This window comes from Paracoccus aestuarii, from assembly GCF_028553885.1.
In the GTDB taxonomy this organism is placed as follows: Bacteria; Pseudomonadota; Alphaproteobacteria; order Rhodobacterales; family Rhodobacteraceae; genus Paracoccus; species Paracoccus aestuarii.
Genome location: NZ_CP067169.1, coordinates 1,593,173 through 1,614,509 on the forward strand (window position 1 = coordinate 1,593,173; position 21,337 = coordinate 1,614,509).

Here is a 21,337-nt window from a genome sequence, read left to right on the forward strand (position 1 = left end):
AAAAAAACGGGTTAACTTGATGGCCCGAATGTGATTAACATACCCCTCAAGGAATGGTTTGCATCCGGGCCGCAGGGTCGGCCCCGCGCGCAGACCACCGCCATGACGAGGATGAGGGGGATGTCATGACCGCTGAAAACGTTCAGAAACGCGCTGTTCCGGCCGGCCTGGAACAGGCGCATGTGGGGCCGCAGGATTACGCCCGCCTCTATGACGAATCGACGAACGACCCGGAGGGGTTCTGGGGCCGCGAGGGCAAGCGGCTGGACTGGATCCAGCCCTATACCAAGGTCAAGAACACCGATTTCACCCTGGGCCAGGTCAGCATCAAGTGGTTCGAGGACGGGGTGCTGAACGCCTCCGTCAACTGCATCGACCGCCACCTGCCCAAGCGCGCCGAGCAGGCGGCGATCATCTTCGAGCCCGACGATCCCAAGACGCCCGCCCAGACCATCACCTATGGCGAGCTGTCGGAAAAGGTGAACCGCTTCGCCAATGTCCTTTTGAGCCAGGGCGTGATGCGCGGCGACCGGGTGGTGATCTATCTGCCGATGATCCCCGAGGCCGCCTATGCGATGCTGGCCTGCGCCCGGATCGGGGCGATCCATTCCATCGTCTTCGCGGGGTTTTCGCCCGACGCGCTGGCCAACCGCATCAATGATTGCGGCGCCAAGGTCGTGATCACCGCCGATACCGCCCCCCGCGGCGGGCGGCGCACGGCGCTGAAATCCAATGCCGACGCGGCGCTGCTGCATTGTTCGGACAAGGTGCGCTGCCTGGTCGTCAAGCATACCGGCGACCAGACCACCTGGGTCGAGGGCCGCGACATCGACGTCAAGGAACAGATGAAGCATGTCAGCCCGGATTGCCCGCCCCGTCCGATGGGGGCCGAGGATCCGCTGTTCATCCTCTATACCTCCGGTTCGACCGGCAAGCCCAAGGGGGTCGTGCATACGACCGGCGGCTATCTGTGCTATGCCGCGATGACCCATCAGATGGTCTTCGACTATCAGGAGGGCGACGTCTTCTGGTGCACGGCCGATGTGGGCTGGGTCACCGGCCACAGCTACATCATCTATGGTCCGCTGGCCAATGGCGCGACCACGCTGATGTTCGAGGGCGTGCCCACCTGGCCCGATGCCGGCCGCTTCTGGGAGGTCTGCGCCAAGCACAAGGTCACCCAGTTCTACACCGCGCCGACCGCGATCCGGTCGCTGATGGCCAAGGGCACCGAGCCGGTCGAGGCGCATGACCTGTCATCCCTGCGCATCCTGGGCACGGTGGGCGAACCCATCAACCCCGAGGCCTGGAACTGGTACAACGAGAATGTCGGCAAGGGCCGCTGCCCCATCGTCGACACCTGGTGGCAGACCGAGACCGGCGGCCATCTGATCACGCCCCTGCCGGGCGCGACCGAGACCAAGCCCGGATCGGCCACGCTGCCCTTCTTCGGCGTCAAGCCGGTGATCCTGGACGCGGCATCGGCCGAGATCCAGGAGGGCAATCCCGCCGAGGGCGTCCTGTGCATCGGCGACAGCTGGCCGGGGCAGATGCGCACCCTCTGGGGCGATCACGCCCGCTTCGAGGAGGCCTATTTCCAGCAATATCCGGGCTATTACTTCACCGGCGACGGCTGCCGGAGGGACGAGGACGGCTATTACTGGATCACCGGGCGGGTCGATGACGTCATCAACGTCAGCGGCCACCGCATGGGCACGGCCGAGGTCGAATCCGCCCTGGTCGCCCATGAGAAGGTCGCCGAGGCCGCGGTCGTGGGCTATCCGCATCCGCTGAAGGGGCAGGGCATCTATGCCTATGTCACCCTGATGAACGGGGTCGAGCCCTCGGACGAGCTGCGCGCCGATCTGGAGAAATGGGTCCGCAGCGAGATCGGCCCCATCGCCAAGCCCGACCTGATCCAATGGGCGCCGGGCATGCCCAAGACCCGTTCGGGCAAGATCATGCGCCGCATCCTGCGCAAGATCGCGGAAAACGACTATGGCAGCCTGGGCGACACCTCGACCCTGGCCGAGCCGGAGGTCGTGGACGACCTGATCGCCAACCGCATGAATCGCGGCTGATCCATCCGGGGGCCCCGCGACCCGGGGCCCCTGCATGACGCGCCCGACCCCGCCGCCGGGTCAGGGCGATGCGACACGAGGGCGGAGTGACAGACATGTCTGAACAGGGAGGGACCCAAGGACATGAGTGACAGATACTCATCGAATGCGTATTGGAAGGCCAATCTTCGCATCATCTACATCTGCCTGGCGATCTGGGCGTTGGTCTCCTATGGCTTCGGGATCGTCCTGAGGCCGCTTCTGGCGTCGATCCCGGTGGGCGGCACGGATCTGGGGTTCTGGTTCGCCCAGCAGGGGTCGATCCTGTGCTTCATCGCGCTGATCTTCTTCTACACCTGGCGGATGAACCGTCTGGACGCCGAATACGGCGTGGACGAGTGAGGACCCGGTCATGAGCCAATTCACCCTGAACCTGATCGTCATCGGCCTGTCCTTCGCGCTCTATATCGGCATCGCCATCTGGGCGCGCGCGGGATCGACGGCGGAATTCTATGCCGCGAACCGCGGCGTGGGCCCCGTCATGAACGGCATGGCGACCGCGGCCGACTGGATGTCGGCGGCCTCCTTCATCTCGATGGCGGGCCTGATCGCCTTCACCGGCTATGACAACTCGACCTACCTGATGGGTTGGACGGGCGGCTATGTGCTGCTGGCGCTGCTGCTGGCGCCCTATCTGCGGAAATTCGGCAAGTTCACCGTGCCGGAATTCATCGGAGACCGCTTCTATTCGCAGACCGCGCGCATCATCGGCGTGATCTGCCTGCTGATCGTGTCCATCACCTATGTGATCGGCCAGATGACCGGCGTGGGCGTCACCTTCTCGCGCTATCTGGAGGTGTCGAACTCGACCGGTCTGTGGATCGGCGCGGCGCTGGTGTTCTGCTACGCCGTGCTTGGCGGCATGAAGGGCATCACCTATACCCAGGTGGCGCAATATGTCGTGCTGATCGTGGCTTACACGATCCCGGCGATCTTCATCTCGCTGCAGCTGACCGGCAACTTCCTGCCGCAGCTGGGTCTGTTCGGCACGCATGATCCGACCGGCACGGCCTTCCTGGCGCAGCTGGACGGGTTGGTGACCGATCTGGGCTTCCGCGAATATACCGCGCATCACAACAGCACGCTGGACATGGTCCTGTTCACCATGGCGCTGATGATCGGCACGGCGGGTCTGCCGCATGTCATCATCCGCTTCTTCACCGTGCCCAAGGTGTCGGATGCGCGCAAATCCGCGGGCTGGGCGCTGGTCTTCATCGCGCTGCTCTATACCGTCGCCCCGGCAGTCGGTTCGATGGCGCGCTTCAACCTGACCGCGACCATGTGGCCGGGTGCCCAGCAGGGCGACACGTTCAGCATGGGCGCCGTCTCGCTGGAGGAGATCGAGACCTCGCCCGATCTGGCTTGGATGCGCACCTGGCAGGCGACCGGCCTGCTGAACTGGGAGGACAAGAACGGCGACGGCCTGATCCAGTACTATAACGAGGCCGGTGCCGCCAACGCCCCCGTCGCCGCGATCATCGAGGAGCAGGGCCTGGTCGGCAACGAGCTGATCACCGTCAACAACGACATCATGGTTCTGGCCAACCCGGAAATCGCCAACCTGCCGGGCTGGGTCATCGCCATCGTGGCGGCCGGCGGCCTGGCCGCGGCGCTCTCCACCGCGGCGGGTCTGCTGCTGGCGATCTCGGGCGCCGTGTCGCATGACCTGATCAAGGGCACCCTGATGCCCAATATCAGCGAGCGGGGCGAATTGAACGCCGCCCGCATCTCGATGGCCGTGTCGATCCTGGTGGCGACGATCCTGGGCCTCAATCCGCCCGGATTTGCGGCCCAGACCGTGGCCTTGGCCTTCGGCCTTGCGGCCAGCTCGATCTTCCCGGTGCTGATGATGGGGATCTTCTCGACCCGCGTCGGCAAGGAAGGCGCGATCTGGGGCATGGTCGCGGGCATGCTGACCACCATCCTCTACATCTTCACCTACAAGGGATGGTTCTTCATCGGCGGCACGAACATGCTGCCCGACACGCCCGACAACTGGCTGTTCGGCATCTCGCCGGCCTCGTTCGGGACGATCGGCGCGATCATCAACTTCGCGGTGGCCTTCGGTGTCTCGGCCGTCAGCAAGCGCCCGCCCGAGCATGTGCAGGAGCTGGTCGAATCGATCCGCGTCCCGCGCGGTGCGGGTGGTGCGGTGTCGCACTGATCCCAACAAGACCGCCGCGCCCCTTCGGGGGCGCGGCATCCCCATCCAACCCCCGAAGGTGCACCGGATGCCCGACGACCTGGTCGATTTCCTCGCCACCGTGCACCCCTATGACAGCCTGCAGCGGGACGAGCTGGCGCGTGTCGCCGGTTCCTTCAGCCGCAGACGGTTCGCCGCGGGCGACGTGATCTATGAATATGGCGACCGGCTGCCGGGCCTCTATCTGATCCAGCAGGGACGGGTCGAGGTGACGGACCGAAACGGCGACAGCGTCTCGCATCTGGGGCCGCGCAATTCCTTCGGCGAACGCGGGCTGTTGCGCGACGGGGTGGCGGTGACCACCGCCCGCGTGGCCGAGGATGCGGTGATCCTGATGCTGCCCCGCGATCAGGTGGTGCGGCTGATTTCGGAATACCGGGCGGTGGCGCGGTTCTTCGACCGCGGGCGCGGGCCGGTGGACCGGGGCAGCGACCTGGCCCGGCTGAAGGTGGGGGAACTCTTGTCGGGCAAGCCGGTCAGCTGCGCGCCCGACCTGCCGGTGATCGACGCGGCGCGGCTGATGCGCGATGCCCGCGTCAGCAGCCTGGGCATCGTCGAGGGCGGGCGCCTGCTGGGCCTGGTGACCATCCGCGACATGTCGAACCGCGTCGTGGCCGAGGGGCGCGACATGCGCCAGCCGGTGCGTCATGTGATGACGCCCGACCCGGTGACACTGGCGCCGTCGGCCTTGGGCTATGACGTGCTGACCATCATGCTGGAACGGCGGATCGGGCATCTGCCGGTGGTCGATGACGGCCGCTTCATCGGCATGATCAGCCAGACCGACCTGACCCGCGTGCAGGCCATATCCGCCGCCGGCCTGATCCGCGAGGTCGTCCAGGCCGAGGATGTGGCCCAGATGGCCCGCATCACCGCGCGCATCCCCGAATTGCTGGTCCAGCTGGTCCAAGTCCGCCTGCGCCACGAGATCGTCACCCGGATGATCACCGACATCACCGATGCCGTGACGCGCCGCCTGCTGGACATGGCGATGGCCGATCTGGGGCCTGCGCCCGCCCCTTGGTGCTGGGCCGCCTGCGGCAGCCAGGGGCGCCAGGAACAGACCGGGGTCAGCGATCAGGACAACTGCCTGATCCTGGCGCCCAAGGCCGATCCCGCCCATCCGTGGTTCCGCCGCCTGGCGCAGCGGGTCTGCGACGGGCTGGATGCCTGCGGCTATGTCCGCTGTCCGGGCGACATGATGGCAACCAATCCGCGCTGGTGCCAGCCGCTGGAGGTCTGGCAGGGCTATTTTCGCGACTGGACCCGCCATCCCAGCCCCGAGGCGCAGATGCTGGCCTCGGTCATGTTCGACCTGCGCGCCATCGGGGGGGCGGCGGAGCTTCTGGACGGGCTGCAGCGCGGCACCTTGGCCGAGGCCTCGAAGAATTCGATCTTTGTCGCCCATATGGTTGGAAACGCGATGAAACATCGCCCGCCCTTGGGGCTGATCGGCGGCTTTGCCACGATCCGCCATGGCGAACATCGCCACCATATCGACATGAAGCATAACGGCGTCGTGCCGGTCACGGACCTGGCGCGGATCTATGCGCTGCAGGGGCGGTTGCAGGCGGTGAACACCCGCGCCCGGCTGGAGGATGCCGAGGCGCGGGGCATCATCTCGGGCTCCGGCGCGCGGGATCTGATCGCGGCCTATGACACGATCCAGTTGGCGCGGCTGGAAAACCAGGCGCATCTGGTCAAGGCGGGGCGGAGGCCGGACAATTACCTGTCGCCATCCGATCTGTCGGATTTCGAACGCAGCCATCTGCGCGATGCCTTCGTCGTGGTGCGCGGCATGCAATCGGCGGTGGGACATGGCAAGGGGATGCTGGGATGACGGGGATTGGGCAGGATCTGCTGGGGGTGATCGCGGTGGCGATCGGCGCGGGCGCGGTGCTCTATGCGGGGATGCACGCAGCGCGCAAGGCCGGGCTGCGGCCCGCGCCCTGGCTGCTGCCCGGGGGCATCGGGCTGGCGATGATCGCCTATTCGGTCTGGAACGATTACGCTTGGTACGACCGTGCGCGGGCCAGCCTGCCCGACGGCGCGCAGGTCCTTGCGGTGGGCACGGCCAGCCAGCCCTGGGCCCCTTGGACCTATCTGGCCCCGGTCGAGGTGCGCTTTGCCGCGCTGGACCCCGCCCAGGTCAGCGACGCCCCCGACGGCATCCGCCGCGCGCCGATCATGCTGGTGGAACGGCGCGGCCAGACGGTGATCGTGCCGCAAGATTTCGACTGTGCCGGCGGCCGCGTCCGGCCCGCGCGCGGCGACTGGATGCCCGCCGCGGGCGACCCCGCCTTTCCCGCCATCTGCCCCGAAGGAGCCGACAATGGCTGACATCCTGGTGATCGAGGACGAGGACAACATCGCCACCGCGCTGGATTTCCTGCTGACCCGCGACGGCCACCGGCATGACCGGATGGCCACGGGCCAAGGCGCGGTGGACCGCATCCGCCGGACGCGCCCGGACCTGGTGCTGCTGGACGTGATGCTGCCCGAGGTCTCGGGCTATCAGATCGTGCAGGACGTGCGCGCCGATCCGGACCTGGCCGGGGTGCGGGTCCTGATGATGACCGCGCGCGGATCGGTGGTGGAACGGCGCAAGGGCATCGCGCTCGGCGCGGACGGGTTCATCGCCAAGCCCTTCGAGCTGGCCGAGCTGCGCGCCGAGATGGCCCGGCTGCTGGCGGGATGAGCCTGCGCCTGCGCATCCTGGCGATGTTCGCGGCCGTGCTGGCGGCGGCGCTGGCCGTGGCGGGCGCGGGGCTGTGGCGCGCCTCGGCCGGGGGGGTGGATGCGCTGGTCCAGGGGGGGATGCTGGCGGGCTTCGGTCTGGCCGGGCTGATGACGGGGCTGTGGTATCTGTTCGACCGCAACCTGGCCCGCCCGATCGAGCGGCTGGCGGGGGCGCTGCGCACCGGGCATCTGCCCGACGCGGCCGAGGCGCGCCATCTGGCCGATCTGGGCCCCGCCGCCCATGACGCGGCCTTGGCCCGGCAACGCTCGGACGAGGCGCTAGCCCGCGCGCTTCAGGACCACGCGGCCGAGCTGGCGCGCGAAAAGGCGGGGCTGGAATCCATCTTGGCCGATTTCGGCGCGGGCGCGGTCATGGCCGATGCGCAGGGGCGGGTGATCTTCTACAATGCCAGCGCGGCGCGGCTGCTGCCGGGTCTGGCGCTGGACCGGGCGCTGGACCGGCATCTGCAAACGGGGGCGCTGGTCGCGGCGCGTCAGCGGCTGGCGGCGGGGGCTGCGGCCACGGACCTGACCTGCCTGACCGCGCAGGGGATGCGCCTGTCGGGTCGGCTGCGTGCGATGACCGGCCAGGACGAGGGCGGGTTGCTGCTGATCCTGCGCGACCGGGCGGTGGAACGGCCCGCGCCGCGCCAGACGCTGGAGGCGCTGCGCCGTCACGCTGCCACCTTGGTGCCCATGCTGGACGCGCTGGACGGCCCCATCCCCGAGGCCCTGGCCCAGGCCATCCGCGCCGAGGGGCAGGGCCTGGCCCAGGCCACGCGGCACCTGTCCCAGATCCTGGCCAGCGACGCGCCCGCGGCCACCGCATCCCTGGCCGAGCTGGGCGCGGGCCTGCGGATGGAGGAGTCGCCCCCCGTCATCCTGGCGGTGGATGCGGCGGCGGTGAACGCGCTGCTGCTGGCGCTGGATGCGCGGCTGCGCGATGCGGGCCTGGATCCGGTCCTGCGGGTGCGGCCCGACCAAGGCGATCAGCTGGGCCTGCTTCTGGAATGGCAGGGCGCGCCCGTGCCCATCGACCGGCTGGAATCCTGGCTGACCGACGCGCCCGATCCGGGCCAGCCCACCACCTCCGGGGCCGAGATCCTGGCCATCCACGGCACCGGCATCTGGCCCGAAACCGAGGGCGCGACCGCCCGCTTGGTCATGCCCCTGACCATGGCCCCCGACGCGCAGGAGGGGGCGGGCGTCACCTATGACTTCGCGCTGGCGGGGCGGGGCGCGGCCTCGTCGCGGCTGGCCGATCTGACCTGTGTGGTCTTCGACACCGAGACGACGGGCCTGACCGACCGCGACCGCATCGTGCAGATCGCCGGGCTGCGGCTGGCCCGCGGCCGGCTGACCGGCGAGCGGTTCGAGACGCTGGTCAATCCCGGCCGCCCGATCCCGCCCGCCTCGACCGCGATCCACGGGATCACCGATGCGATGGTGGCTGATGCCCCGGACCTGGCGGCCGCGCTGACGGCCTTCCAGCATTTCTGCGACGATGCGGTGCTGGTCGCGCATAACGCGCCCTTCGACATGGGCTTCCTGCGCCGCGCCCAGGCCGAGACCGGGGCGCGTTTCGACAACCGGGTGCTGGACACGGTGGCCCTGTCAGCGATGATCTGGGGCCAGTCGGCGGTCCATTCGCTGGATGCGCTGACCGAACGGCTCGGCATCACCATCCCGGCCGAGGCGCGCCATACCGCAATGGGCGACACCATCGCCACGGCCGAGGCTTTCCTGCGCCTGGTCCCCGCGCTGGAGGCCAAGGGCATCACCCTGTTCGAGGAGGCGCTGATTCAGGCGCGCCGCCACCGCCGCCTGATCGCGGACGCGAACCTGCTGGATCCCGCGCGCTAGAGCTCGATCGAGGGGCCGTCGAATTCAGGCCCGGTCGCGGGGCCCTCGGGCAAAGGCGGCGGCGGCGGGGCACCCTCGCGCCGCCGGATCAGGATGTCGCCATTGGGCAGGCGTTCGGGCATCTGATAATTGCGGATGTCATCGACCTGGGCCGCCATGTCGCGCAGGATCGGGCCCATCTGGCGCAGGGTCTGGGCCAGGCTGTCGCCCGGAGGGGCCTCGGGCGGTGCATCGCGGAAGAACCGCTCGATCAGGCCCATGCCGCGGTCCCAGAAGCCGGGGGCCTCCTGCGCGGCCAGGGGGCTTGCCTGCAGGGTCAGGATCAGGGCGGGGGCGATCAGGGCTTTCATCGCCTGAAGATGGGGCGCGGGGCGGCGCGCCGCAAGGTCAGGCGGCGCCGATCTGGACCCCGCCGCGGTAACGCTGGCGATAGCTTTCCCAGGCCTCGTTCAGGCGGCGGGTGCGGGCCTCGGCCAGGCGGATCGCCTCGGGGGGCAGGCCGCGGCCGATGGCGCGGTCGGGGTGATTTTCGCGCAGCAGCTCGCGCCAGCGGCGTTTGACCTCGGGCAGGGGGGTGTCGGGGGCGACGCCCAGAACCTCGCAGGGGGGGCAGTTCGTGCCCGTATCGTGGCGGCGGCGGATCGCGGCGATCTGGTCGGGGCTGATGCCGAAGATGCGCCCGACCTCGTCCAGAAAGATCACCTCCGCCTCATGCAGGGCGCCATCGGCCACGGCGATGACGAACAGCCCCTCCAGCACGTCCAGCAGGACCGGGTCGCCGGGGCTGAACATCGACGCCATCTTGTGCGCCCAGGCATCGAAGCCCGCCACGTCCTGGCGTGCCAGGTCGAAGACGCGGGCGGCGTTCTTTTCCTCGGATCGCGGGATGATGAAGACCCGGCGGAAGGCCGCGACCTCGGACCGGGCGACGGTGCCGTCGACCTTGGCCAGCTTGGCCCCGAGCGCGATCACCGCGATGGTGAAGGCGACCGAGCGTTCGGGCGGGGTGGCCGGGCGGTTGGTCCACAGGAATGCCACGATTCGGTCGGCCATGCGCTGCCAGAAGCTGCGTGGCTTGGGAAGTTCGGGGCAGGGACCGGCACAGGTCCGGGGATCGTGGCAGCAGTTCATGCCTGCAAGGTTAGCGCCGAAATTGGCCCTGCGATAGGGGCGCAATGCCGCCCCGCGCGCCGGTCAGGCCGAAAGATCGCGCCCCATCAGCACAAGGTCGTGAAAGGCGCCGAACTTCCACCCCGCCGCCGGGATGCGCCCCCATTCGGCATAGCCCATGGCCCGGTGAAAGGCGATGGATCCGTCATTCGACCCGGTGATCCCGCCGATCATCACCCGGGCGCCGCGGGCGCGGGCGTGATCCTCCAGCGCGCGCAGCAGGATGCGGCCCAGCCCCGCGCCGCGCCGGTCCTGGTCCAGATAGATCGTGTGTTCCTGGCTGCGGGCATAGCCGGTCCCGCCCCGGAACTGGCTGTAGGTGCCGAACCCCGCCACCCCGTCCGCGTCGCGCAGGACCAGAAAGGCCGGGCGTTCGGCGATCAGCGCGGCGATCTGGTCCGGGCTGCGTTCCTCGGGCCAGAAGGTGATGGTCGTCTCGCGCACGATCCGGTTCCAGATGCGCGCGATGCCGGGGATGTCATCCGCCGTGGCGGGGGCGGGGACCACGGCTCAGCCGCGATGGGCGCCCGCGGCCAGGTCGCGGACGAAGCCCAGGATCTCGGCGACCGGGCGGCCCTCGCCGATCTGATTGACGATGGCGCTGCCCACCACGCAGCCATCGGCCACGGATGCAATCTGCTGCGCGGCCTCCGGGGTCGAGATGCCGAAGCCCACGACGACCGGCAGGCCGGCCTTGGCGCGGATGCGCGCGACCTCCGGGGCGACCTCGGCGGCATTGGCGGCGGGGCCGCCGGTGATGCCCGTGACGCTGACGTAATAGACGAAGCCCGAGGTGTTCTTGACCACCGCCGGCAGGCGCCGGTCATCGGTGGTGGGCGTGGCCAGGCGGATGAAGTTCAGCCCCGCCGCGGTGGCCGGCACGCAAAGCTCGTCATCCTCCTCCGGGGGCAGGTCGACGATGATCAGCCCGTCCACGCCCGCCTCGACCGCATCGGCCAGGAACTGGGTCACGCCGCCCTTGCGGGCATAGATCGGGTTGTAATAGCCCATCAGCACGATCGGCGTCGTGCCGTCGTCTTGGCGGAAATCGCGCACCATTTGCAGGGTGCGGCTGACGCTGCCGCCTTGGGCCAGGGCGCGCTGGCCCGCCGCCTGGATGGTGCCGCCATCGGCCATGGGATCGGTGAAGGGCATGCCCAGCTCGATGATGTCGACGCCTGCCTCGGGCAGGCCGCGCATGATCTCCAGCGCGGTCGCGTCATCGGGGTCGGATGCCATCATATAGGCCACGAAGGCCTTCTTGCCCTCGGCCTTCAGCGCCTGAAACCTGTCGTCGATTCTGGTCATGTGATCCCCGCCTTGTCCGGCCCCGCAAATGTCGCGCCCAGCACTAGCCCGCATGGGGGCGGGGCGCAATCCGGGCAAGGCTGGACTTGGCCGCGCGGGGCGCGTAACAGGCCCGGGATATTCAGACGGGAAAGGGTGCTGAGATGGGCTTTCGCATGGGGATCGTGGGCTTGCCGAACGTGGGCAAGTCGACCCTGTTCAACGCGCTGACGAAGACCGCCGCCGCACAGGCCGCGAATTTTCCGTTCTGCACGATCGAGCCCAATGTGGGCGAGGTCGCGGTCCCCGATCCCCGGCTGGACAGGCTGGCGGGCATCGCGGGCAGCAAGCAGATCATCCCCACCCGCATCACCTTCGTGGACATCGCGGGCCTGGTGAAGGGCGCCAGCAAGGGCGAGGGTCTGGGCAACCAGTTCCTGGCCAATATCCGCGAAACGGACGCCATCGCCCATGTGCTGCGCTGTTTCGAGGATGGCGACATCACCCATGTCGAAGGCCGCGTCGATCCCCTGGCCGATGCCGAGGTGATCGAGACCGAGCTGATGATCGCCGACATGGAATCCATCGAGCGTCGCTTGGCGAACCTGGCGCGTAAGCTGAAGGGCGGCGACAAGGATGCGGCCGACCACCAGCGCCTGCTGCAACAGGCGCTGGCCGCGCTGGAGGCGGGCAAGCCCGCCCGCACGATCGCGGTCGCGGACGACGACCGCCGCGCATGGGACATGCTGCAGCTGCTGACCGCCAAGCCCGTCCTCTATGTCTGCAACGTGGCCGAGGACGAGGCCGCGAACGGCAATGCCCTCTCCGACAAGGTGCGCGAGATGGCCGAGGCGCAGGGCGCGGGCCATGTGGTGATCTCGGCCCGCATCGAGGAGGAGATCAGCCAGCTGGACGCCGAGGAGGCCCAGATGTTCCTGGGCGAGATGGGGCTGGAGGAGGCGGGGCTGGACCGTCTGATCCGCGCCGGATACGGCCTGTTGGGTTTGCAGACCTATTTCACCGTCGGCCCCAAGGAGGCGCGCGCCTGGACCATCACCAAGGGCACGCTGGCCCCGCAGGCGGCGGGCGTGATCCATGGCGATTTCGAGAAGGGCTTCATCCGGGCCGAGACCATCGCCTATGACGATTACGTCGCGGGCAAGGGCGAGGCGGGCGCGCGCGAGGCCGGAAAGCTGCGCGTCGAGGGCAAGACCTACGAGGTCAAGGACGGCGACGTCCTGCATTTCCTGTTCAACGGGTGATGCGGAAAGGCGGGCCCGGGGGCCCGCCTTTTTCGTTCAGTAATAGGTCAGCTCGGTCGCCTTGCCGCGGAAGACGGTATAGGCCAGGATCGAATAGGCCACGATCACCGGCAGCACGACCAGCGCCCCCACCAGGATGATGATCAGGCTTTCGGGCGCGGCGGCGGCCTCGTAGATGGTCACCTGTTCGGGGACCACATAGGGATAGAAGCTGTAGGCCAGCCCGCCGAAGGCCATCACGAACAGCGTCGTCGCGATCCCGAAGGGCGCCCAGGCCCACCGGTCGCCCGGCAGCGGCATCCGGGCCAGCAGCCGCCACAAGACCACGATCAGCACCGCCGACAGGATCGGCAGGGGCGACAGCCAAACGATCTCGGGCCAGGTGAACCACTTGTCCCAGATGCGGCTGCTGACCAGGGGCGTCGCGGCCGAGATGGCGGCGATGCCCGCGACCATCCCCCAGATGCCGCGCCGCGCCCAATGGACGGCCTTGCGCTGCAGGTCCCCATCCGTCTTGGCGATCAGCCAGACCGCGCCGATGAAGCTGAAGCCCACGGTCAGGAACACCGCCGTCAGCGCGGCGAAGGCGATGTTCGCCCAGCCCAGCTGCAGTCCCGTGACATAGAGGCCCAGCATGAAGCCTTGGGCCAGCGACGCCGCCAGGCTGCCGCCGAAGAAGGCGCGGTTCCACGCGCCGCGATGGCGGGTGGGGGCCTTGACGCGGAACTCGAAGGCGACGCCCCGGGCGATCAGCCCGATCAGCAGCACCGCCACCGGCAGATAGAGCGCCGTCAGGATCATCCCATGGGCGACGGGAAAGGCCACCAGCAGAATGCCGATCGCCATGACCAGCCAGGTCTCGTTCGCGTCCCAGAAGGGGCCGATCGAGGCGACCATGCGGTCGCGCTCGGCCGGTTCGGCAAAGGGGAACAGCAGCCCCACGCCCAGGTCGAAGCCGTCCAGGACGACATAGACCAGGATCGACAGGCCCATCAGCGCGGCAAAGGCGAAGGGCAGCCAGATGGCGGGGTCTCCGAACAGGGTCATCATGGGGTCACTCCGCGGGTTGCAGGGCGCGCACGCCGGCATCGGGTTTGGGGATGGCGGGGGACAGGGGGTCGTGCCGCGCCGCCTTGCGGGCCAGATAGGTCAGCGTGCCCAGATAGGCCGCCATCAGCAGCGCATAGACCGCCAGATAGGCCGTCAGGGTCGTGGCGACCATGCCGCCGGTGACCGGGCCCACCGCCTCGGAGGTGGTCAGCACGCCCGTGACCAGCCAGGGCTGACGCCCGATCTCGGTCACGTACCAGCCCGCCAAGGTGGCGACCCAGCCCGAGAACGCCATGCCGACGAAGGCATAGAGCCAGGGCTTGGGCAGACCCTCGACGCCGCCGCGCTTCTTGCGCATCAGCCACAGCGAGGACCAGGACAAAGCCAGCATCGCAAAGCCGATGCCCACCATCACCCGGAACGAGAAGAAGACCGGCGCCACGGGCGGGTGTTCGATACTGCCGTCGGCGGCCACGAAATCGTTCAGCCCCGGCACCACGCCGTCCAGGTCGTGCTTGAGGATCAGCGACGCCATGCCGGGGATCGCGATCTCGGCCCGGTTCTCGCGCGCGGCCTCGTCGGGCAGGGCGAACAGGACCAGCGGCACGCGGCCCTGGGTCTCCCAGTTGCCCTCCATCGCGGCGACCTTGGCGGGCTGATGCTCCAGCGTGTTCAGGCCGTGCATGTCGCCCGCGAAGATCTGCATCGGGATCAGGATCGCGCCCATCCAGGCGCCGAAGCGCTGGGTGGCGCGGATCTCGGCGCTGCGGTCGCCCCAGAGCCAGCGGATGGCCGAGAAGCCCGCGATCAGGAAGGCCACGGTCAGGCCCGAGGCCAGCAGCATATGCACGAAGCGGTAGGGCATCGAGGGGTTGAAGATGATCGCGAACCAGTCAGTCGCATGGACTACGCCGTCGCGCAGCTCGTATCCGGCGGGGGTGTGCATCCAGCTGTTCAGGACCAGGATCCAGAAGGCCGACAGCGTCGTGCCGAAGGCCACCAGCGCCGTCGCGCCGGTATGCAGCCAGCCCGGCACGCGGCGGAACCCGAAGAGCATGATCCCCAGGAACGCCGCCTCCAGGAAGAAGGCCGTCATGATCTCATAGGCCAGCAGCGGGCCCGCGACATTGCCCACGGCCTCCATGAAGCCGGGCCAGTTGGTGCCGAACTGGAAGGACATGGTGATGCCCGACACCACGCCGAGCGCGAAGGACAGGGCGAAGACCTTCACCCAGAAGCGATAGGCGTCCATCCATTTCTCGTCGCCCGTGCGGTTGAAGCGCAGCTTGAAGAACAGCAGCACCCAGCCCAGGGCGATGGTGATGGTCGGGAACAGGATGTGGAACGAGATGTTGGCCGCGAACTGGATTCGCGACAGGATCAGCGGGTCCATGAGGGGGCCTTTCAGGGTTTCTGTCTGCGGATGGGGATCAGGCGGCCCGCGCCGTCGACGATGCGGCCCAGTTTCGCGCCCATGCTGAGAAGGGCGATCAGGCGTTCCGTCTCGAACCGGGCCAGGTCGTCGTGAAAGCGGGTCATCTGCTCGATCAGCTCGCGCAGTTCGGCGATGCGGGCATGGGCGGCGGCATCGGCGGCGTCGGGTTCGGTCATCGACAGCTCGCGCAGCTTGGTCAGCGTCGGGTCGATCTCGCGCTTGCGGCGTTCGGCGATCAGGGTGCGGACGATCTCCCACAGGTCGTCGGGGGTGGCGAAGAATTCGCGCCGGTCATCGGGCCGGTGGCGCAGGCGGACCAGGTTCCAGCTTTGCAGCTCCTTCAGCGCCATCGAGACGTTGGAGCGGGAGAAGCCCAGGGCCGCGACGATCTCGTCGGCGCAAAGCGGGTCATCGGCCAGAAACAGCAGGGCATAGACCTGGCCCACGGTGCGGTTGATGCCCCACCGCGACCCCATTTCGCCGAAATGCAGGATGAATTCCTGGCGGAGGGCAGATATGTTCATTCGCGCGTTTCCGTTGTTTCAGTTTTTTCTGAAATTAACATAAGGAAAGCGGCGCCGGGTCCAACCGGGCGGGTTGTCGCATCAGATCCGGGGGCGCGGCATGCCGTCCCACCTGTGCGCGCAGGCAGCGCCGATCAGGGCCCGCAGTGCCGGGCTGAGGATAGGGCGACCTGATCGCGGGGCCGAACGTCGCGTCGGTGGAGTGATGTCACATGGATTTCGGGATCGGCGGCGGGTCGGCAGATGGCACGACGCCCCACGAAAAAGGCCCTGCGCGGGGCAGGGCCTGTTCAGGGATCAGTTGCCGATGACCTGGCAGGGTTGGGACCGGCTGCGCATCCGCTCGCAGGCCAGTTCGGCATGGCCCTTGCTGAGGTTCACGAATTGCGGCTCCCACCCGCGGGCGGTGTTGGCGACATGGCGGCGCGCGCCGCCGAAGACCGCGCCGTCGCGCAGGGCAAGGCCTACCAACAGGCGGTCGGCCTCGACCTGGGATGTGTGCAGCCCGAGCGAGACGCCCCAATGGCGGCCGCTGTCGGTCGGGCGGCGCACGACCTCCAGCGCCTCGGGGTTGCCCAGATCGCCCTCGCCCATCGCGGCCAAGATCACCGTCTCGGATCGCGGGCGCGGCGCCGAGGAGACGTCCAGCGACAGGCTGCCCGGGGTGACCGCGGGCGCGGGTGCCGCGGCTTCGGGTTCGATCACGGCCGCGATGCTGGCACTGCGGCGGGGCGAGGGCGTGGGCCGGGCCGATGCCGCCAGGACCGGGGCCGCCAGGCTGGCCGAGGCCGCGGCAGGCGGTGCCTCATCCGAGGCGACGGCATTGGCGATGGCGTTTTCGATCGCCGCGGGGCTGGCGGCGGTGCCGGGCCGGGCGCGGGGGCGCGAGCTGACCGCCAGCGCGATGCTGGCGGGCGGCGGGGCCGCGGTGGTGGCGCCCGCTTGGCGCAGCGCCTCGGTCAGGTCCACCGGCGCGGGGGCAGGGGGCGTGGCCAGCAGGCTGGAGGCCGCCGCCGGACGGGTCGAGGGCGGGGGCGATGCCTGCAGGACCAGGCGCTGAGGTTCGGGCGCGGTGGCGGCGGGGCTGGGTTCGACCTGGGCGCGGCGCGTGGTCGCCTGGACCAGCATGCGCGGGCGCTGCGGACGGACCTCGCGCACCCGGTCGGGGATGCGGGGGAAGCTGCTGTCCAGCAGTTCGGCCATCACCTGGTTGCGATGCGCGGTCGAGGTGCCGCCGAAGACCGTGGCGATCAGGCGCTTGTTGCCGCGCTGCGCCGAGGCGGTCAGGTTGAAGCCCGCGGCCCGCGTATAGCCCGTCTTGATCCCGTCAGCGCCCTGATAGGCGTCCAGGAACCGGCGGTTGGTCGAGGCGACCTGCGCGATCCCCGCATCCGCCGAGCGGCGCGAGAAGAGGTTGTAGTACTGCGGAAAATCATAGAACAGGTGGCGGCCCAGGATGCTCATGTCATGGGCGGTCGAATAATGACCCTGCTGGGTCAGGCCATGGGCGTTGCGGAACTGGGTGTTGTTCATGCCGATGGCCTGGGCCATCTGGGTCATCTGGCGGGTGAACGCCTCCTCGGACCCGGCCAGGCCCTCGCCGATTGCGGTGGCGGCGTCATTGGCCGACTTGATCGCCGCGGCGCGGATCAGATAGCGCAGCTCGATCTGCTGGCCCGCGCGCAGGCCCAGCTTTGAGGGCGGCTGGTTCGCCGCATGGCTGGAGATGGTGAAGCGCGAATCCAGCCGCACCTGACCGCGTTCGATGGCGTGGAAGGCCATGTAGAGCGTCATCATCTTGGTCAGCGATGCGGGATGCAGCCGGGTGTCGGCGTTCTGGCGATAGATCGGCTGGCCCGTGCGGGCATCCATTACATAGGCCGCGAAAGGCGCGGCCGATGCCGCGCTGCCCAAGAGGACGACGGCCAGGACGGCATGGCAAAGCAGCCGGAGGGCGGGAAGGATTCGGGTCACTGTCGCTGTCTCTCTGCCTCAAGCGGACATGTCGTTTGTCGCATGCCCGTCGTTAATGAAGTGACAATAGCACGGGGACAAACATCAGGAAACCGGGCAATCGCGCTAATTTGCCACGGGGTTGATGGAACCATCCGGGCCGGGGGGCTTTCATCCGCGCGCGGTTGCGCTATATTTCAGCGACGGGCGCCCGGCGCGCCATCGACAGCCGCAGCATTCAGGAACGACCGAAAGCCCGATGACGCACTGGATGACCGCACCCGAAAAGCCCTCGGACGAATCCGACCTTGCCGTCAAGCCGCGTGCGAAATCGCAGCGGCCGCCGATGTACAAGGTCCTGATGCTGAACGACGACTTTACGCCGATGGAATTCGTCGTCCATGTGCTGGAACGGCTGTTCCACATGACCCATGCCCAGGCCATCGAGATCATGCTGACCGTCCATCGCAAGGGCGTGGCGGTGGTGGGCGTCTTTTCGCACGAGGTGGCCGAGACGAAGGTCGCCCAGGTGATGGAACTGGCCCGCCGCCAGCAGCATCCCCTGCAATGCACCATGGAAAAAGAGTAATCGCGTGACCCAATCACGACTGGACCTGGCCTTTCCGGACGGCCATCCCGGGGGCCGGGTGCTGTTCATCGGCGCCGGCGCCGATGATGACCTGTCCTCCTTCGACAGCGACCGCCTGACGATCCTGCAGGGCCATTGGCCCGACCATCACGCGCTGGACCAGCGCGGCTTTCGCGTCGTGACCGAGGCGCAGCCCGGCTTCGACCATGCGGTCGTCCGCCTGCCGCGCGCCAAGGCCGATGCCCGCGCGCGCCTGTTCCTGGCCCAGTCCCTGCTGGCGCCGGGCGGCGCGATCTGGGTCGACGGTCAAAAGACCGACGGCGTGGATTCCCTGCTGCGCGAGCTGCGCGGCCTGGCCCAGGTCAGCGACGTCATCAGCAAGGCGCATGGCAAGATCTTTCGCCTGGACCCGCCGCAGGGCGGGCTGCCCCAGGACTGGCAGGCGCGGGCGCGCAAGGTCGCGCCGGGCTTCGTCACCCTGCCGGGTGTGTTTTCCGCCGACGGCATCGACCCGGGCTCGCGGATGCTGGCCGATGCGCTGCCGCCCAAGCTGCCGACGCGGATCGTGGATCTGGGCGCGGGCTGGGGTTGGCTGTCGGCCCAGGCCCTGGCGCGCCCCGGCGTGACCGAGCTGCATCTGGTCGAGGCCGATCACGCCGCGCTGGACTCCGCGCGGCGCAACGTGACCGACCCGCGGGCGCGGTTCCACTGGGCCGATGCGCGCGACTTCGCCCTGCGCGAGCCGGTGAACGGCGTCATCATGAACCCGCCCTTCCACGAGGGGCGGCGCGCCGATCCGCGGCTCGGGGCGGCCTTCATCGCGACGGCGGCGCGGATCCTGACCGGAGCGGGGCGGCTGTGGATGGTCGCCAACCGCCATCTGCCCTATGAATCCGTGCTGGCCCAGCATTTCGGCCAGGTGCAGGAGATCGGGGGCGACACACGCTTCAAGGTAATCGAGGCGACCGCCGCCCTGCGCGGCACCGCCCGCGGGGCGCGCCGATGACCCTGTCCATCCAAGGCAAGACCGCCATCGTCACCGGCGCCGCCCGCGGCATCGGCCTGGCCATCGCCCGCCATCTGGCCGAACGCGGCGCGCAGGTCATGTTCGCCGACAGCGACGAGGCCGCGCTGACTTCGGTCGTGTCGGATTACGAGGCCGAGGGCCAGGTCCGGCCCTTCATCGGCAACATGTCCGAAAAGCTGGCCATGGCGAACCTGCTTTCGGCCACGCTGGACGCCTTCGACCGGGTGGACATCCTGGTGAACGCCCATCGCTTCGTGCGGGGCAGCGACCCCCTGGACACGGATATGGATGTCATGGACGAGCTGATGCGCCAGAACATGCAGGCGGGCCTGCGCCTGTCGCAGATGGTCGCCAAGCGCATGATCCGCCAGGCCGAGGGCGAGGCCGGGTCCGGCCAGGCCGGGGCGATCGTCAACATCTCGACCTTGGCGGCGCGGCGGCCGGTGCCCTCGATGCTGGGCTATTCCATCGCCTGCGCGGCCCAAGAACAGGCGACGCGCGGGCTGGCCTTGGCCTTGGCGCCCCACCGCATCCGCGTGAACGGCGTCAGCTTCAGTTCTGTCATGTCGCACGAACTGCAATGCGCCCTCAAGGAGACCCCGGAGAAGCGCGCCCAGATCATCGCGGGCACGCCCCTGGGCCGCATCGCCCCCGCCGACGAGGTCGCCGAGACGGTGCATTACCTCTGCAGCGACGGGGCGCGCTTCGTCACGGGCCAGATCATCACCGTGGATGGCGGCCGCAGCCTGGCCGACCCGGTGACCGCCCAGATCCTCTAGGCGCCTTCGGGATAGGCCGCGCGGCAGGCAGCCACCGCCCGGTTCGCCCCGGAGGCCAGCGCCGCCCGCCGTTCCGCCAGCCCGTCGCGCTTGCGCGCCTCGGCCGCCGGGTCGATGGGGATGCGGTAGCGTTCCACGTCGATCTCGTCGCGCCAGCAGCTGTGGCTGGTGATGACGGCGCGGCCCTCGCGGTCGCGGGTCACGGTGTCGCAGCGCGTCAGGCGCGGGCGCACCACCTGGCGTTCGCCCCAGGCATAGCCGCGGGCCAGGTTGCCCTCGACCTCGGCCAGCAGGGCGTTGACGCTGCGGAATTCGGCGGTGTTGCGGGCGATGCAGCGGTCCTGGGGCGTGCCGCAGGCGGCCAGCAGCAGGGGGATGGTCAGGGCAAGGGCGGTGTTGCGGCGCATGGCGGCTCTCTTTATCAGTCGAGCCATGGTTGCCGCCTTCGGCGCCCCGATGCAAATCACGAATGAGGCCATGATGGAAACCGAACGCCGCCAGGCCGCCGACTGGTTCCGCACCCTGCGCGACCGGATCGTCACCGCCTTCGAGGCGCTGGAGGATCGCGCCCCCGGTGGCGCCGCCCCGGGCCGGTTCGAGGTCACGCCGACGCTGCGCGACAATGACGGCGGCGGCGGGCTGATGTCGGTCTTGCGCGGCGGCCGCGCCTTCGAGAAGGTCGGCGTCAACTGGTCCGAGGTCCACGGCACCCTGGCGCCCCGCGCCCAGGCCGCGATGGCCGCCCGCGGCGTGCCCGGCATGGCGGATGATCCGCGCTTCTGGGCCTCGGGGATCAGCCTGGTCGCGCATATGCAGAACCCGCATGCACCGGCGGTGCACATGAACACGCGCATGTTCTGGACGCCAGGGGCGTGGTGGTTCGGCGGCGGATCGGACCTGAACCCCTGCCTGGAATATGCCGATGACACGGCGCATTTCCACGACACCCTGCGCGCGGCCTGCGCGCCGCACGGGGCCGATTACTACGACCGGTTCAAGGCCTGGGCGGACGAGTATTTCTTCATCCCGCATCGTGGGCGTGCGCGGGGCGTAGGGGGGATCTTCTATGACGACCTGAACACCGGCGACTGGCAGGCCGATTTCGCCTTCACCCGCGCCGTGGGCGAGGCCTTCCTGCCCGCCTTTCTGCCCCTGGCCGAGGCTCGTATGACCCGCCCCTTCACGGAAACCGACCGCGACGCCCAGCTGATCCATCGCGGCCTCTATGCGGAATACAATCTGGTCTACGACAGGGGCACCAAGTTCGGGCTGGAGACGGGCCATAACGCCGACGCGGTGCTGATGTCGCTGCCGCCGCTGGCGAAATGGGTGTGAG

Annotated in this window: 21 protein-coding genes; 12 read left to right on the forward strand and 9 right to left on the reverse strand. The window is 68.8% G+C overall.

The window, feature by feature from the left end; translation table 11 throughout:
• Positions 1-125 precede the first annotated feature (125 nt).
• The 7 genes from acs (at position 126) to JHW48_RS08220 (ending at position 8,925) form a co-directional block, all read left to right on the forward strand.
• A complete protein-coding gene (gene acs / locus JHW48_RS08190) occupies positions 126-2,081 on the forward strand; it encodes an acetate--CoA ligase (RefSeq protein ID WP_119886341.1) in 1,956 nt (651 codons plus the stop codon).
• A gap of 123 nt (positions 2,082-2,204) precedes the next feature.
• Positions 2,205-2,462: a DUF4212 domain-containing protein gene (locus JHW48_RS08195; RefSeq protein WP_119886326.1), complete on the forward strand. Its 258-nt coding sequence runs from the start codon at positions 2,205-2,207 to the stop codon at positions 2,460-2,462.
• Positions 2,463-2,472: 10 nt separating this feature from the next.
• Positions 2,473-4,284 carry a sodium:solute symporter family protein gene (locus JHW48_RS08200; protein ID WP_119886327.1) on the forward strand — a complete coding sequence of 604 codons (1,812 nt, stop codon included), beginning with the start codon at positions 2,473-2,475 and terminating at the stop codon, positions 4,282-4,284.
• A 67-nt stretch (positions 4,285-4,351) separates the two neighbouring features.
• Positions 4,352-6,163, forward strand: a complete 1,812-nt coding sequence (locus JHW48_RS08205; RefSeq protein ID WP_119886328.1) for a DUF294 nucleotidyltransferase-like domain-containing protein — start codon at positions 4,352-4,354, stop codon at positions 6,161-6,163.
• The gene (locus tag JHW48_RS08210) at positions 6,160-6,663 is read left to right on the forward strand and encodes a hypothetical protein (RefSeq protein ID WP_119886329.1); all 504 of its coding nucleotides are present in this window, start codon (positions 6,160-6,162) and stop codon (positions 6,661-6,663) included. The genes JHW48_RS08205 and JHW48_RS08210 overlap by 4 nt, the downstream gene beginning before the upstream one ends.
• Positions 6,656-7,021: a response regulator transcription factor gene (locus JHW48_RS08215; RefSeq protein WP_119886330.1), complete on the forward strand. Its 366-nt coding sequence runs from the start codon at positions 6,656-6,658 to the stop codon at positions 7,019-7,021. Before JHW48_RS08210 ends, JHW48_RS08215 begins: the two co-directional genes overlap by 8 nt.
• Positions 7,018-8,925 carry a 3'-5' exonuclease gene (locus JHW48_RS08220; protein WP_119886331.1) on the forward strand — a complete coding sequence of 636 codons (1,908 nt, stop codon included), beginning with the start codon at positions 7,018-7,020 and terminating at the stop codon, positions 8,923-8,925. The genes JHW48_RS08215 and JHW48_RS08220 overlap by 4 nt, the downstream gene beginning before the upstream one ends.
• Here JHW48_RS08220 and JHW48_RS08225 read toward each other — a convergent pair.
• The 4 genes from JHW48_RS08225 to trpA form a co-directional block, all read right to left on the reverse strand.
• A complete protein-coding gene (locus tag JHW48_RS08225; RefSeq protein ID WP_119886332.1) occupies positions 8,922-9,275 on the reverse strand; it encodes an AAA+ family ATPase in 354 nt (117 codons plus the stop codon). The two genes, JHW48_RS08220 and JHW48_RS08225, sit on opposite strands and share 4 nt — an antisense overlap.
• Positions 9,276-9,312: 37 nt before the next feature.
• Positions 9,313-9,978 (reverse strand): molecular chaperone DjiA, encoded by a 666-nt coding sequence (locus JHW48_RS08230; protein ID WP_240637853.1) that lies wholly within the window; start codon positions 9,976-9,978, stop codon positions 9,313-9,315.
• A 141-nt stretch (positions 9,979-10,119) separates the two neighbouring features.
• Positions 10,120-10,602, reverse strand: coding sequence for a GNAT family N-acetyltransferase (locus JHW48_RS08235; RefSeq protein ID WP_119886334.1), 483 nt, complete (start codon positions 10,600-10,602; stop codon positions 10,120-10,122).
• 3 nt (positions 10,603-10,605) lie between these two features.
• On the reverse strand, positions 10,606-11,403 hold the full coding sequence (gene trpA, locus JHW48_RS08240) for a tryptophan synthase subunit alpha (RefSeq protein ID WP_119886335.1): 798 nt from the start codon (positions 11,401-11,403) through the stop codon (positions 10,606-10,608).
• A 143-nt stretch (positions 11,404-11,546) separates the two neighbouring features.
• Here trpA and ychF point away from each other — a divergent pair, with 143 nt between their 5' ends.
• On the forward strand, positions 11,547-12,644 hold the full coding sequence (ychF, locus tag JHW48_RS08245) for a redox-regulated ATPase YchF (RefSeq protein ID WP_119886336.1): 1,098 nt from the start codon (positions 11,547-11,549) through the stop codon (positions 12,642-12,644).
• Positions 12,645-12,680: 36 nt separating this feature from the next.
• Here ychF and JHW48_RS08250 read toward each other — a convergent pair whose 3' ends face one another.
• The 4 genes from JHW48_RS08250 to JHW48_RS08265 all read right to left on the reverse strand — a co-directional run bounded on the left by JHW48_RS08250 (position 12,681) and on the right by JHW48_RS08265 (position 17,525).
• Positions 12,681-13,691 (reverse strand): cytochrome d ubiquinol oxidase subunit II, encoded by a 1,011-nt coding sequence (locus tag JHW48_RS08250; RefSeq protein WP_119886342.1) that lies wholly within the window; start codon positions 13,689-13,691, stop codon positions 12,681-12,683.
• A 7-nt stretch (positions 13,692-13,698) separates the two neighbouring features.
• Complete coding sequence (locus tag JHW48_RS08255; protein WP_119886337.1) at positions 13,699-15,087, reverse strand: cytochrome ubiquinol oxidase subunit I; 1,389 nt, start codon at positions 15,085-15,087, stop codon at positions 13,699-13,701.
• Between the two features lie 11 nt (positions 15,088-15,098).
• Positions 15,099-15,653: a GbsR/MarR family transcriptional regulator gene (locus tag JHW48_RS08260; protein WP_119886338.1), complete on the reverse strand. Its 555-nt coding sequence runs from the start codon at positions 15,651-15,653 to the stop codon at positions 15,099-15,101.
• Between the two features lie 297 nt (positions 15,654-15,950).
• Positions 15,951-17,525 (reverse strand): D-alanyl-D-alanine carboxypeptidase family protein, encoded by a 1,575-nt coding sequence (locus JHW48_RS08265; RefSeq protein WP_419182415.1) that lies wholly within the window; start codon positions 17,523-17,525, stop codon positions 15,951-15,953.
• Between the two features lie 352 nt (positions 17,526-17,877).
• On the opposite strand from JHW48_RS08265, the gene clpS reads away from it, so the two are divergent.
• The 3 genes from clpS to JHW48_RS08280 are packed head-to-tail and all read left to right on the forward strand — an operon-like array spanning position 17,878 to position 20,001.
• Complete coding sequence (gene clpS, locus JHW48_RS08270) at positions 17,878-18,195, forward strand: ATP-dependent Clp protease adapter ClpS (RefSeq protein ID WP_119887287.1); 318 nt, start codon at positions 17,878-17,880, stop codon at positions 18,193-18,195.
• A gap of 4 nt (positions 18,196-18,199) precedes the next feature.
• On the forward strand, positions 18,200-19,201 hold the full coding sequence (locus JHW48_RS08275) for a class I SAM-dependent methyltransferase (protein WP_119887286.1): 1,002 nt from the start codon (positions 18,200-18,202) through the stop codon (positions 19,199-19,201).
• Entirely contained in the window at positions 19,198-20,001 is an 804-nt protein-coding gene (locus tag JHW48_RS08280) for an SDR family NAD(P)-dependent oxidoreductase (RefSeq protein WP_119887285.1), read from the forward strand. Before JHW48_RS08275 ends, JHW48_RS08280 begins: the two co-directional genes overlap by 4 nt.
• On the opposite strand, the gene JHW48_RS08285 is transcribed toward JHW48_RS08280, so the two are convergent.
• Positions 19,998-20,408 carry a hypothetical protein gene (locus JHW48_RS08285; protein ID WP_119887284.1) on the reverse strand — a complete coding sequence of 137 codons (411 nt, stop codon included), beginning with the start codon at positions 20,406-20,408 and terminating at the stop codon, positions 19,998-20,000. The genes JHW48_RS08280 and JHW48_RS08285 overlap by 4 nt on opposite strands.
• 70 nt (positions 20,409-20,478) lie before the next feature.
• Between JHW48_RS08285 and hemF the strand changes: the two genes are divergently transcribed.
• Positions 20,479-21,336: an oxygen-dependent coproporphyrinogen oxidase gene (gene hemF, locus JHW48_RS08290; RefSeq protein ID WP_205961964.1), complete on the forward strand. Its 858-nt coding sequence runs from the start codon at positions 20,479-20,481 to the stop codon at positions 21,334-21,336.
• The last annotated feature ends 1 nt before the right edge of the window (position 21,337 follow it).